We start from the raw sequence: 13,983 nt of genomic DNA on the forward strand, positions 1-13,983 counted from the left end.
GTCCGCCGGGCCGTTCAGGAATTGCCGAACTCGCGATCGATGAGGTCGAAGATCTCCGTGTCCGTCGCGGATTCGAGGTCGTCGTCGAGGGAGGCGTAGCCGGCCACGTCCTCGGTGGCGGCGCCGCCGAGGACGGCCGCCAGCGCGGCCAGGCGGCTGCGGACCAGCGCGCGGTCCGGGCCGTCGGCCGGCATCGCCGCGACGGCGGCCTCCAGCCGGTCCAGGTCGGCGAGCACGGTGGGCCGCCCTTCCAGCTCCCCACACAGATGGCGGACGAGCGCGGCCGGGCTGGGATGGTCGAACACCAGGGTGACCGGCAGCTTCATGCCCGTCGCCGCGCCCAGCCGGTTGCGCAGCTCCACCGCGCTCAGCGAGCCGAGGCCGAGGTCCTTGAAGGACCGATCGGCGTCCACCGTGTCCGGCGTCGCGTGGCCGAGAACGGCGGCGACGTGCTCGGTGACGAGCGCCAGCACCTCGGCCTCCCGCTCTGCCGGCGGCAGCCCGGCCAGCCGGTCCGCCCACGGCTGCCCGGCGGACGGCCCGTCCTGGGTGTCGCCGTCGCCCCGCGCCTCCTCGATCGCGGCGAGCAGCGGGCGGGACCTGGCGGAGGCGAACACCGGCGCGAAGACCGCCCAGTCCACGTTGGCCACCGTCACGCACGTCTCGTCCGCCGCGAGGATCTGCCCGAGGGCGGTGAGCGCCAGCTCGGGCGGCAGGGTCGGCAGCCCCTGGCGGCGCAGGTGCGTCTCGTCCACCTCGTCGGGCATGCGCTCGCTGGCCCACACGCCCCAGGCGATCGACGTGGTGGCCCGGCCGCGTGCCCGCCGGTGCTCGGCGAAGGCGTCGAGGTAGGCGTTGCCGACCGCGTACGAGGCGTGGTCGCCACTGCCCCACACCCCGGCCACCGAGGAGAAGCAGATGAAGTGGTCGAGCTGCCCGGGGTCGAGGAGCTCGTCCAGATGCCGGGCGCCGCGGATCTTGGCTGCCGCCACGGCGCCGAGTTCGGCGGCCGTGACGCCGGCGAGCGGAGCCAGCCGGGTGGCGGTGGCGGCGTGCACCACCGTCCGCACGGTCTGCCCGTCGGTCTCGAGCCGGGCCAGCAGACCGGCCAGCGCGTCCCGGTCGGCGACGTCGCAGGCCACGGCGCTGGCGCGGGTGCCCAGCTCGGTCAGCTCGGCCACCAGCTCGGCTGCCCCGGGGGCGTCGGGGCCCCGGCGGCTCACCAGGACGACGTGCTCGGCGCCTTGTCCGGCCAGCCAGCGGGCCACGTACGGGGCGATGGAGCCGGTGCCGCCGATGAGCAGCGCCGTACCGCGCAGCCGGAGCTCGCCCGCCGGGCCGCCGCCCGCGAGCGGGGCGCGCACGAGCCGCCGCACGTACACGCCCGAGGGCCGCACCGCGGCCTGGTCCTCCTCGCCGAGCCCGGCCAGGACGGCACAGACCCGCGCGTACGCGGCCTCGTCGGGGTGCTCCGGCAGATCGATCAGGCCGCCCCAGATCTCCGGGTGCTCCAGCGCCGCCACCCGGCCCAGGCCCCAGACGGCCGCCTGCGCGGGGTTGCGCACGGTGTCGTCCGGCCCCGCGGCGACGGCTCCGCTGGTGAGCGACCACAACGCGGCCCTGCTGCCGGCCGCCGCCATGCTCTGGACCAGCTCCAGCGTGGCCACCGTACCGCCGGGCACGCCGTCCCGCCCGGCCCGCTCGTCGAGGCCGAGCAGCGACAGCACGCCCGAGGGCCGTGCCGCCAGCGCCGCGGCGAGGGTGCTCCGGTCGGAGAAGGGCAGCGTCCGCGGCGACGCGCCGGCTCTCTTCAACGCCTGGACGGTCGCCTCCACCGTCGCGTCGCCGAGGTGGCTGTCCGGCACGACGACCAGCCAGGTGCCGGACAGCGTGGCGGGCGCCGCTTCGGCGTGCAGCCAGGTGACGCGGTATCGCCAGGTGTCCAGGACGGAGCGGGCGTGGTGGCGGTTGCGCCAGTTCGCGAGCGCTGGCAGGACGGAGCTGAGCGGCGGGTCACCGGCCAGGTGGAGCTTGCGGGTGAGACCGTCGAGGTCTCCGACGTCCACCGCCTGCCACAGCTCGGCGTCCGCCGGATCGTGGTGGGTGGGCTCCAGCCAGTAGCGCCGGCGTCGGAAGGGGTAGGTGGGCACGTCGGCCGGGGGCGCGCCGGTGGCCGGCCAGGTGACGGGGACGCCGTGGACGAACGCCTGCCCGGCCGACAGCCAGAACCGGTCGAGCCCGCCGTCGTCGCGGCGCAGGGTCTCCACCACGGGCGCGTCGTCGATGTGCATGGCCAGCACCGGATGCGGGCTCACCTCGACGAACGTGCCCAGCCCCGCGCTCCTGGCGGCGTTGACCGCGTCCTGGAACCGCACGGGTTCGCGCAGGTTCGCATACCAGTAGTCGCCGTTCAGGCCGGTGGTGTCGATCGGCCCGCCGGTCACCGAGGAGAACCATGACATCTCGCAGGCCCGTGGCCGGACTTCCAGGGCCCGGATCTCGGTCTCGACCTCCTCCACCGCCGCGCTGTGGGAGGCGTAGTCGACCGCGATCCGGCGCGCCCAGTGTCCTTCCGCTTCGCACCACGCCACGAAGCCCTCGACGGCCTCGGCCGGCCCGGACACCACGGTCGCGGCCGGGCCGTTCACCGCGGCGACCGACAGCCCGGCGAACCTGGCGAGGTGTTCCTCCACCCAGCCGGCCGGCTGCGACACCGACGCCATCGCGCCCCGGCCCGCCAGGCGCCCCAGCGCCCGGCTGCGCAGTGCCACCACCCGGGCGCCGTCCCGCACGGACAGCGCGCCGCTGACCACCGCGGCCGCGATCTCCCCCTGCGAGTGGCCGATCACGCCCGCCGGCACCACGCCCGCCGAGCGCCACAGCTCGGCCAGCGCGACCATCACGGCCCACAGCACCGGCTGGACCACCTCGGCCCGCTCCGGGATCACGTCGGACCGCAGCACCGCCTCGACGTCGAGGTCGCCGAACTCGCGCAGCGCCGCGGCGCATTCACGCAGCCGCCCCGCGAACGCCGGGGCCGTGTCCAGCAGTCGCGCCCCCATGTGCGGCCATTGCGACCCCTGGCCGGGGAAGACGAACACCACCCGGCCGTCGCCCCCGGCCACACCTCGCACCACCTGCGCCGACTCCCGGCCTTCCGCCAGAGCCGTCAGGCCCTCGACGCCGCCGACCACGACGGCCCGGTGCTCGAACACCGACCGGCGAGCCAGCGCCGCCGCCACCCTGGCCGGGCCCTGCGCCTCCACCACGGGCGCCAGCCCCGCCGCCAGCTCCCGCAGCGCCGAGTCGTCACGCGCCGACAGCACCAGCGGCACGACCCCCGGCTCACCCTGAACAGGGGCCTCCTCCAGCACGGGCGGCTCTTCGAGGATCACATGCGCGTTGGTGCCACTGATCCCGAACGACGACACCCCCGCCCGCCGCGGCCGATCACCCGCAGGCCACGGCCGCTGCTCAGTCAGCAAAGACACCGCACCCGACGACCAATCCACATGCGACGACGGCTCATCCACATGCAAGGTCCGCGGCAACGTCTCGTGCCGCATCGCCTCCACCATCTTGATCACACCCGCAACCCCGGCCGCCGCCTGCGCATGCCCGATGTTCGACTTCACCGACCCCAGCCACAACGGCCGCTCCCGCTCACGGCCATAAGCGGCGATCAACGCCTGCGCCTCGATCGGATCACCAAGCGCCGTACCCGTCCCGTGCGCCTCCACCACATCCACATCACCAGCCGCAAGACGCGCATCCGCCAGCGCCTGAGCGATCACCCGCTCCTGCGAAGGACCGTTCGGCGCCGTCAACCCATTCGAAGCGCCGTCCTGATTGACCGCACTCCCCCGCACCACCGCCAGCACCCGATGCCCCCGACGCCTGGCCTCCGACAGACGCTCCAGCACCACAACCCCAACACCCTCCGACCAGCCCGTCCCATCCGCCCCCTCCGCGAACGACTTACACCGGCCATCAGGCGCCAACCCCCGCTGACGACTGAACTCCACAAACACCCCAGGCGACGACATCACCGTCACCCCACCCACCAACGCCAGCGAACACTCACCCCGCCGCAACGCCTGCCCCGCCAGATGCAACGCCACCAACGACGACGAACACGCCGTGTCGATCGTCACCGCCGGCCCCTCCAGCCCGAACGTGTACGCCACCCGCCCCGACAACACGCTCGCCGCACCACCGGTCAGCAGATACCCGTCCGCGCCGGTGTCTGCCTGGTCGGTGCGGGGTCCGTAGTCCTGGTGCATGGCGCCGACGAACACTCCCGCGTCCTTGCCGCGCAGGGACGCCACGTCGATCCCGGCCCGCTCGAACGCCTCCCACGACGCCTCCAGCAACAACCGCTGCTGCGGATCCATCGCCAGCGCCTCACGCGGCGAGATCCCGAAGAAGTCGGCGTCGAAATCGCCGGCGTCGCTGAGGAATCCGCCGAACCGGGTGTCGGACGACCGGCCGGATCCGGCGTCGAACAGCGCGGCCAGATCCCAGCCCCGGTCGGCGGGGAAACCGCCGATCACCTCGCCCTCGGAGGCCACGAGCCGCCACAGGTCCTGGGGCGAGGAGATCCCGCCCGGGTACCGGCAGGCCATGCCCACGATCACGATCGGATCGTCGTCGGAGTGCTCCTCCCGCACGGGCACGGCCGGTGCCGCGGCGGGGTCGTCCGCTACCTCCTCGCGCAGCCGCCGCGCGAGCGCCTCCGGGCTGGGGTGGTCGAACACCACGGTGGTGGGGAGCTCGACGCCGGTGACGCTGTTGAGCGTGTTGCGCAGCCGGACGGCCAGCAGGGAGTCGAAGCCGAGCTCCTTGAAGGCCCGTCGCGGCTCGACGGCTTCCGCGCCGGCGTGCCCGAGGACGGTGGCGACCTGTTCGCGTACCAGGTCGAGCAGCACCCGGTCCCAGTCGGCCGCCGGTATCCCGGCCAGCCTCTGCCGCAACGATCCGCCCGCATCGCCGGAGGTCCGGCGTCTGCCCGTACGGGGTGCCAGCTCGCGCAGCATCGACGGCACCGGGGCCGTGGCCCTGCGGGCGTCCAGGTGAGCGGGCACCAGCAACGCGTCCGGCGGGGCGGCGAGGGCGGCGTCGAGCAACACCAGGCCATCTCGCGTCGGCATGAAGGCGACCCCCACCTCGCGCCACCAGCCGAGGTCGGCGGCCCGCAGTCCCCCGGTCAGGGCGCTGCGCTGCTCCCACAGCCCCCAGGCCAGGGAGATCGCGGGCAGCCCGAGCGAGCGGCGGTGCGCGGCGAGCGCGTCGAGGTAGGCGTTGGCCGCCGCGTAGTTGGCCTGGCCGGGCGCGCCCAGCACGCCCGACAGCGACGAGAACAGCACGAACGCCGAAAGGTCGAGCTCTCGTGTCAGCTCGTGGAGGTGCCGGGCGGCCAGCGCCTTCGGCTGCAGCACCCGGTCGATCCTGTCGGGCCGCAGCGCCTCCACCACTCCGTCGTCCAGCACGGCGGCGGCATGGACGATCCCGCGCAGCGGCCGGTCGGCCGGCACCCCGGCCAGCAGGGCCGCCAGCGCGTCCCGGTCCGCCACGTCGCAGGCGGCCACCGTCACCTCCGCGCCCGCCGCCTTCAGCTCGGCGACCAGCTCGCCCGCTCCGGGCGCGTCCGCGCCGCGCCGGCCGGTCAGGAGCAGGTGGCGAACGCCGTACCGGGTGACGAGGTGGCGGGCCACCTGTCCGCCCAGGGTCCCGGTGCCGCCGGTGATCAGCACCGTCCCGTCCGGGCCGAACGCCGCGATCTCCGAGACACCGGGCCCCTCCGGGCCGGACGTCGCGGTCGGGGACGCGCCGGTGCCGTCCGCGGGGGCCAGGCGCGGCGCGCGGAGCCGGCCGCCACGCAGGGCGAGCTGGGGTTCGCCCGACGCCACGGCGAGGGACGCCGTCTGTTCGAGGTTCTCGGTGTCGTCCACGTCGAGCAGCACGAACCGGCCGGGATGCTCGCTCTGCGCCGAACGGACCAGCCCCCAGACCGGCGCCTGGCGGGGATCGATCCGCTCGTCCTCATGGCCCGTCGCCACGGCCCGGCGGGTCACCACGACCAGGGGCGCGTTCCCGTCCTCGGCCAGCCACTGCTGGATCCGCTCCAGCGCCCACCGCGCCGCGCTGCCGGGATCGTCCGGGCCGTCGGGGCACACCGCCGTGGCCGGACGTGACGCCGTGCCAGAGCTGCCGGCGACCTCGGGCCAGCCGACGCGGTACAGCGAGTCGGGCCGCGCCGTCCCGAAACGCCGGCGCGAGGCGGGCCGCATCGCCAGGGAGTCGACGGACACGACCGGCCGCCCCTGGTCGTCGGCCGCGTCCAGGCGGATGGCGCCGTCGCGGCCGGGCCGGAGCCGTACCCGCAAGGCGGAGGCGCCGGTCCCGTGCACGCGCACGCCGGTCCAGGAGAACGGCAGCGGGATCTCGTCCGGTCCGGCGGCCGGGACCAGCTCGCCCAGCCCGATGGCGTGCAGGGTCCCGTCCAGCAGCGCCGGATGCACGGCGAAGCCGCGTACCTCCGTCTCCTCCGGCAGGACCACCTCGGCGTACACGTCGTCCCCGCGCCGCCAGGCCGCCCGCACGTTCTGGAAGGCCGGTCCGTAGTCGTACCCCTGCACGGCGAGCCGCTCGTAGAGATCCTCCACGTCCAGCGGCCGCGCCCCGGGTGGTGGCCAGGCGCCCGGCGTCTCGGCGACGCCCGCGCCGGCTCCGCCGGAGCCGGCCACCACGCCGGTGGCGTGGCGCGTCCACGGGGCGCCGTCCCCGGCGTCCTCGGGCCGTGAGTGGATGGCCACGGTACGGCGTCCCGTCCCGTTCTCGGGCCCCGCGACGAGCTGGAGCCGGACGCCGCCCCGCTCGGGCAGCGTCAGCGGCGTGTGCAGGGTGAGCTCCTCGACCTGGTCGCCGGCCTGGAGCGCGAGGTCCACGAACGCCGTCCCCGGCAGCAGCGCCCCGCCCCACACCGCGTGGTCGGCCAGCCAGGGGTGGCTCTCGGACGAGATCCGCCCCGTCCAGGTGAGCCCGCCGTCGGCGGTCTCCAGGACGGCGCCGAGAAGCGGGTGGCCGGCGGAGCTCAGGCCGAGCTGCCGGACGTCGGTCCGCGACGGCTGTGCCGCCAGCCAGTAGCGCCGGCGCCGGAACGGGTAGGTCGGCACCTCGGCCGGCACCTGGCCCGTAGGCGGCCAGTCGACGGGCACCCCGCGGACGAACGCCTCACCCGCTGACAGCAGGAACCGGTCGAGCCCGCCCTCGTCGCGACGGAGCGTCTCCACCACGGGCGCTCCCTCGATGTGCATCCCCAGCACCGGATGCGGGCTCACCTCGACGAAGGCGCCCACGCCTGCCGCGCGCGCCGCCCCCACCGCGTCGGTGAACCGCACCCGCTGCCGCAGGTTCTCGTACCAGTAGTCGCCGTCCAGACCTGCGGTGTCGAGCAGGGTGCCGGTCACGGAGGAGAAGAACGACACCTCCGAGCGGCGCGGCCGCACCGTCAGCCCCCGGATCTCGTTCTCGACCTCCTCCACCGCCGCGCTGTGGGAGGCGTAGTCCACCGCGATCCGGCGCGCCCACACCCCCTCGTCCGCACACGACCCCACAAAACGCTCAACGCCCTCGATCGGGCCCGAAACCACCGTCGCCGCCGGGCCGTTCACCGCGGCGACCGACACCCCCGCGAAAGCGGCGAGCCGCTCCTCCACCCAGCCGACCGGCTGCGACACCGACGCCATCGCGCCGCGCCCCGCAAGCCGTGCCAGCGCGCGGCTGCGCAACGCGACCACCCGTGCGCCGTCCTCCACAGACAGCGCACCGCACGCCACAGCGGCCGCGATCTCCCCCTGCGAGTGCCCCACCACACCCGCCGGCCGCACCCCGACCGAACCCCACAACTCGGCCAGCGCCACCATCACCGCCCACAGCACCGGCTGGACCACCTCGGCCCGCTCCGGCACCACCCCCGACCGCAACACCCCCTCCACGTCGACGTCGCCGAACTGCCTCAAGGCCGCGGCGCACTCGCGCAACCGTCCCGCGAACACCGGCGCCGCGTCCAGCAGCCCGACGCCCATTCCCGCCCACTGCGAGCCCTGACCGGGAAAGACGAACACCACACGCCCGTCAGCTCCCGCCACGCCCCGCACCGCACCCGGCGACTCACCGCCCTCGGCGAGGGCCCGCATCCCCGCGGCGCCGTCCACCACGACGGCCCGGTGCTCGAACACCGACCGGCGAGCCAGCGCCGCCGCCACCCTGGCCGGGCCCTGCGCCTCCACCACGGGCGCCAGCCCCGCCGCCAGCTCCCGCAGCGCCGAGTCGTCACGCGCCGACAGCACCAGCGGCACGACCCCCGGCTCACCCTGAACAGGGGCCTCCTCCAGCACGGGCGGCTCTTCGAGGATCACATGCGCGTTGGTGCCACTGATCCCGAACGACGACACCCCCGCCCGCCGCGGCCGATCACCCGCAGGCCACGGCCGCTGCTCAGTCAGCAAAGACACCGCACCCGACGACCAATCCACATGCGACGACGGCTCATCCACATGCAGAGTCCGCGGCAACGTCTCGTGCCGCATCGCCTCCACCATCTTGATCACACCCGCAACCCCGGCCGCCGCCTGCGCATGCCCGATGTTCGACTTCACCGACCCCAGCCACAACGGCCGCTCCCGCTCACGGCCATAAGCGGCGATCAACGCCTGCGCCTCGATCGGATCACCAAGCGCCGTACCCGTCCCGTGCGCCTCCACCACATCCACATCACCAGCCGCAAGACGCGCATCCGCCAGCGCCTGAGCGATCACCCGCTCCTGCGAAGGCCCGTTCGGCGCCGTCAACCCATTGGAAGCGCCGTCCTGATTGACCGCACTCCCCCGCACCACCGCCAGCACCCGCCGCCCCGACCGCACAGCATCGGACAGGCGTTCCAGCACCAGCAGCCCCACGCCCTCCGACCAGCCCGTCCCATCCGCCCCCTCCGCGAACGACTTGCACCGGCCATCGGGCGCCAGCCCCCGCTGACGGCTGAACTCCACGAACATCCCGGGGTTCGCCATGACGGTGACGCCTCCCGCCAGCGCCAGCGTGCACTCGCCCGCCCGCAGCGCCTGCGCCGCCAGGTGCAGCGCCACCAGCGACGACGAGCACGCCGTGTCGATCGTGACGGCGGGCCCCTCCAGCCCGAACGTGTACGCCACGCGGCCCGACGCGACGCTCGGCGTCGTGCCTGTCAGCATGTGCCCCTCGAACCCCTCCGGCGCGGCGTGCAGAGGAGCGGCGTAGTCCTGCGGGACGGCGCCGAAGAAGACGCCCGTGGGAGTGGCGCGCAACGCGTGGGGATCCATCCCGGCCCGTTCCAGCGCTTCCCACGACGTCTCCAGCAGCAACCGCTGCTGCGGATCCATCGCCAGCGCCTCACGCGGCGAGATCCCGAAGAAGCCGGCGTCGAACTCCCCCGCGTCGTACAGGAACCCGCCCTCCCGCACGGAGGAGCGCCCCGCGCGCTCCGGGTCGGGGTCGAACAACGCCCCCAGATCCCAGCCCCGGTCGGCCGGAAACTCTCCGATCGCATCCCCGCCGGAGGCGACCAGCTCCCACAGGTCCTCCGGCGAGCGCACGCCGCCCGGATACCGGCACGCCATCCCCACGATCGCGATCGGCTCGTGGTCGCGCTCCTCGGCCTCCCGCAGCCGCCGGCGGGTCTCGTGCAGTTCGACGGTCACCCGCCGCAGGTACTCCACCAGCTGGTCGTTGTCCGTCATCCGGCTGCCCCCCGAGTTCGTCCCGCCGTGCGTCATCCGAGTTCCCCGTCGATGAAGCTGAGAAGTTCGTCCACCGAAGCCGTTCGCAGCCGGCCGGCGACCTCGTCCTTCGGTGGTCTCTCGGCCGGTGCCGCCACCTGCCGGGACAGCGCGGCCAGCCGGTCGGCGAGCTCCGCGCGCCTGGCCGGGTCGGCGGGGGGCTCGTCGAGCGCCTCGGCCAGCCGGTCGAGCATCGTGCTCAGCGGGTCGGGCGGCCGTAGCTCCGCGCGCAGGTGCTCGGCCAGGAGCGCGGGCGTGGGGTGGTTGAACATCACGGCGATCGGCAACCGCAGCCCGGTGGCGGCGGCGAGCCGGCTGCTCAGCTCGACGATCAGCGGCGAGTCGAACCCGAGGTCCGTGAACGTCCGCGTCATGTCCACCGCGTCCGCGTCGTGGTGCCCGAGCAGGGCCGCCACCTGCGCCCGCACCAGTTCGGCGGGATCCGCGGTGGCCTCCTCGGCGATCGGCGCGGCTTCGTCCCGCTTCTTCGCGGGCGGCTCCGCGACGCGCTCACGGGTGTCCAGCCAGTGCCGTTGCCGCTGGAACGCGTAGGTGGGCAGGTCGACCACCCGGGCGTCGGTCCCGGCGAAGCACCGGTCCCAGGCGACCGCGGCGCCGGCGGTGTACGCCTCGGAGAGCGAGGTGAGGAACCGGTCCAGCCCGCCCTCGTCCCGGCGCAGCGTTCCCAGTGCCGTCGCCTCCGGCACGGTGTCCCGCACCCCTCCGGTGAGAACCGGGTTCGGGCTCACCTCGATGAAGATCCCGCAGTCGATCGTCCGTACGGCCTCGGCGAAGCGGACCTGGTGGCGAAGGTTCCGGTACCAGTACTCGGCGGTCAACTCCGCACCGGCCAGCGGGCCGCCCGTGACCGTCGAGTGGAACGGCACCCGGCCTGCGGCGGGACGGGTCGGGGCGAGCGCGTCGAGCATCTCCGCGCGGATGACCTCGACCTGGTGGGAGTGCGAGGCGTAGTCGATCGCCACCCGGCGGGCGCGCACCCCGTCGGCGTCGTACCGCTCCTGCAGAGCCGTCAGGGCGTCGAGGTCGCCGGACACCACGGTGGAGCCGGGCCCGTTCACGGCGGCGATGGTCAGGCCGTCGGGCAGGTGCTTGTCGACCTCCTCGGCCGGGAGCACGATCGAGAGCATGCCGCCGCGGTGGGCGAGCCTCATCAGCAGGCGGCTGCGCAGGGCGACGATGCGTGCGGCGTCGGGCAGGGAGAGCGCGCCCGCGACGTGGGCGGCGGCAACCTCTCCCTGGCTGTGCCCGACGACCGCCGACGGCCGCACCCCGTAGGACTCCCACAGGGCGGCGAGCGACACCATCACCGCGAACAGCGCGGGCTGCACGAGGTCGGAGTGGTGCAAGGTGGCGGGGTCGTCGAGGATGTCCAGCAGCGGCCGGTCCAGGTAGGGCGCGAAGGCGTCGGCGCACGCGTCCATGTGTTCGCGGAAGACCGGTGAGCTCTCCAGGAGCGGCACCGCCATGCCGGTCCACTGCGATCCCTGCCCGGGGAAGACGAAGGCGACCCCGTCCCGGGGTCCGGCGGCGCCTTCCACGAGGCCGGGGGCGGGCCGTCCGGCGGCGAGGGCGTCGAGCCCGCGCTCGAACCCGGCGCGGTCGGTGGACAGGAGCACGGCCCGGTGCTCGAAGGCGGTGCGTGTCGTGGCCAGGGAGAGGCCGAGGTCGAGGTTGCGAGCGGGGTGCTCGCGCAGCCGGGCGAGCAGCCGCCGGGCCTGGTCGCGGAGTGCTTGCCGGTTCCGCCCTGACAGGGGCCACGGGATCGGCCGGGACGGTGGGTCTTCGCCGGGGTGGGGATCCGGCGGCGCGGGGTGGGGGGCGGGCGGTTCGGCGAGTACGAGGTGACAGTTCGTGCCGCCCATCCCGAACGAGCTCACCCCCGCGATCAGCGGGCGGTCCGGCTCCGGCCAGGGCCCCGTCTCCGTCTGGACGCGTAAGCCCAGCTCGTCGAGCGGAATGCGCGGGCTGGGACGCTCGAAGTGGAGGCTGGGAACGAGCTGCCTGTTGCTGATGCACAGGATCGTCTTGATCAGGGCGGCGATCCCGGCGGCCCCTTCGAGATGCCCGATGGCTGTCTTGACCGATCCGACCCGTAACGCGGCGGGATCACCCCGGCGGAAGACCGTCCCCAACGCCATGGCCTCGATGGGGTCGCCCACGAAGGTTCCGGTGCCGTGTAACTCGACGTGCTGCACCTCGTCGGCCCGGATCCCCGCCGAGGCGTGCGCCCGCCGGATGACGTCCTGCTGCGCCTCCTGGTCGGGGCTGGTGAGCGTGTCGCCACCGCCGTCGTTGTTGACCGCGCCGCCGAGGATCACCCCGTGGATCCGGTCACCGTCGGCGAGTGCCGCCTGGAGCGGTTTGAGCACGACCACCCCGCCGCCCTCGCCGCGCGCGTATCCGTCGGCGCCGGCGTCGAACGTCGCGGAGCGGCCGCTGGGCGACAGCCCGCCGAACGCCGCAGAGACGGCCGCGCTGCCCGGATCGAGCACCAGGTTCGCCCCGCCCACCAGGGCCACGTCACATTCGCCGCGTAACAGGCTCTCGACCGCGAGATGGACGGCGACGAGCGACGACGACTGCCCGGTGTCCACGACGAGGCTGGGGCCCCGTAATCGGAGGATGTAGGAGATCTGGTTCGCGAGCAGCGCGCGGTGCAGGCCGCTCATCTCGTACGGCGACCTGGCCCCTGCCGCGTACCGCTGGGCGAGGGCGGCGTAGTCGTCCCACATCGCCCCGACGAAGACGCCGGTACGGCTGCCGCGGAACCGTTCGGGCACCACCCGGGCGTCCTCCAGCGCTTCCCAGCTCAGCTCGAGGAGCAGCCGCTGGCGCGGGTCCATGGTCGCGGCCTGCCTGGCCGGGATGCCGAAGAAGTCCGCGTCGAACCGGTCGACGTGCTCCAGCCAGCCGCCTCGCCGCGTGTACGCCGGCGCGGCCGCGAAGCCCGGCTCGGCGTCCCACCGTTCGGGGGGCATGTCCGCCACAGCGTCCACGCCCTCGCGTAACAGCGTCCAGAACGCCGCCACGTCCGCCGCTTCCGGAAGCCGGCAGGCCATGCCGACGACCGCCACCTTGCCCTGTCCCCCGTCACCAGTCACCAGAGAGTGGTCCCCCTCAAGGCAGTGAATTCGAGCGACATGTCCCCAATGGGGCACACCGTCGGCCCCCATCCTAAGCAAGACCGTTCTCCGCGCCGCAACTGGTTTCGGCGATCACTGTCGACTTCGATGTGAGATCTGCAACTGCCCGCGCATGAAGCGCGCCCGCGACGAGCGAGGTAGACTCCGCGCTTTCCCTTCAGCGCCCGCGCTGTTCCACCGTCCCGCGCTGCCCACGATGACCTGCCGAAACGGCCTCACGGTTACTCACTGACAGGCGGCGATCACGCCCCCGGGCGAGGACGGCTCTCTTCTCACTTCGCCGTCCGCCCGCCGTGATCGGCATACCCGGTCGGAACCGGCCGGGCGCCCGGCGACCCCGCGAGTCAGGAAACCGTGACGCCGGTGACCAGCAGCCCGCCGGCGGCGAGCCAGCGGCCCGTGAACGCCCGGAGTGCGACGTCGCCGACGCGCGGTCCCGGCACGAGCAGCCGCGCGGAGAACGTGCCGCCGGGATCGATGTCGACGAGGGCGTCCTCGAACTCGAGCCGGCGTCGCGCCACCGGGTACCACGCCTTGTAGACGCTCTCCTTGGCGCTGAACAGCAGGCGGTCCCACGGCTGGGCGTCGCCGAGGCGGGCCAGCATCTCGCGCTCCCGGGGCAGGGAGATCGCCTCCAGGACGCCGTCAGGAAGCGGCCGGCACGGTTCGGCGTCGATGCCGACGCTCAGCACGTCCGCGGACACGGCCGCCGCCCGGTATCCGGCGCAGTGGGTGATCGACCCCGCGACGCCGGGCGGCCAGACGGGGGCGCCACGCTCGTCCGCCAGGACGGGAGCGGGCGGGAAGCCGAGCCGGGCGAGGGCGGCGCGGGCGCAGTGCCGTCCCGTGGCGAACTCGTCGCGTCGCTTGTCCACGGCGTTGGCGACGAGTGCCGCCTCCTCGCCGAGCAGCACGGCGCCGGGCACGTCGCCGAAGGACTCGACGCAGACGACCCGTTCCGGCAGGACCTCATCGATCATGGGCAGGCCGGATCTCGTTCACGC

3 protein-coding genes are annotated in these 13,983 nt (G+C 74.2%); all 3 read right to left on the reverse strand.

Annotated features, from left to right (window positions below):
* Positions 1–14 precede the first annotated feature (14 nt).
* Positions 15–9,776, reverse strand: coding sequence for a type I polyketide synthase (locus tag ACBJ32_RS45100; protein ID WP_375132067.1), 9,762 nt, complete (start codon positions 9,774–9,776; stop codon positions 15–17).
* Between the two features lie 32 nt (positions 9,777–9,808).
* Positions 9,809–12,937, reverse strand: coding sequence for a type I polyketide synthase (locus tag ACBJ32_RS45105; RefSeq protein WP_375132068.1), 3,129 nt, complete (start codon positions 12,935–12,937; stop codon positions 9,809–9,811).
* A 386-nt stretch (positions 12,938–13,323) separates the two neighbouring features.
* Complete coding sequence (locus tag ACBJ32_RS45110) at positions 13,324–13,959, reverse strand: 4'-phosphopantetheinyl transferase (protein WP_375132069.1); 636 nt, start codon at positions 13,957–13,959, stop codon at positions 13,324–13,326.
* Positions 13,960–13,983 lie beyond the last annotated feature (24 nt).

The organism is Nonomuraea sp. GTA35, from assembly GCF_041950525.1.
GTDB lineage: Bacteria > Actinomycetota > Actinomycetes > Streptosporangiales > Streptosporangiaceae > Nonomuraea.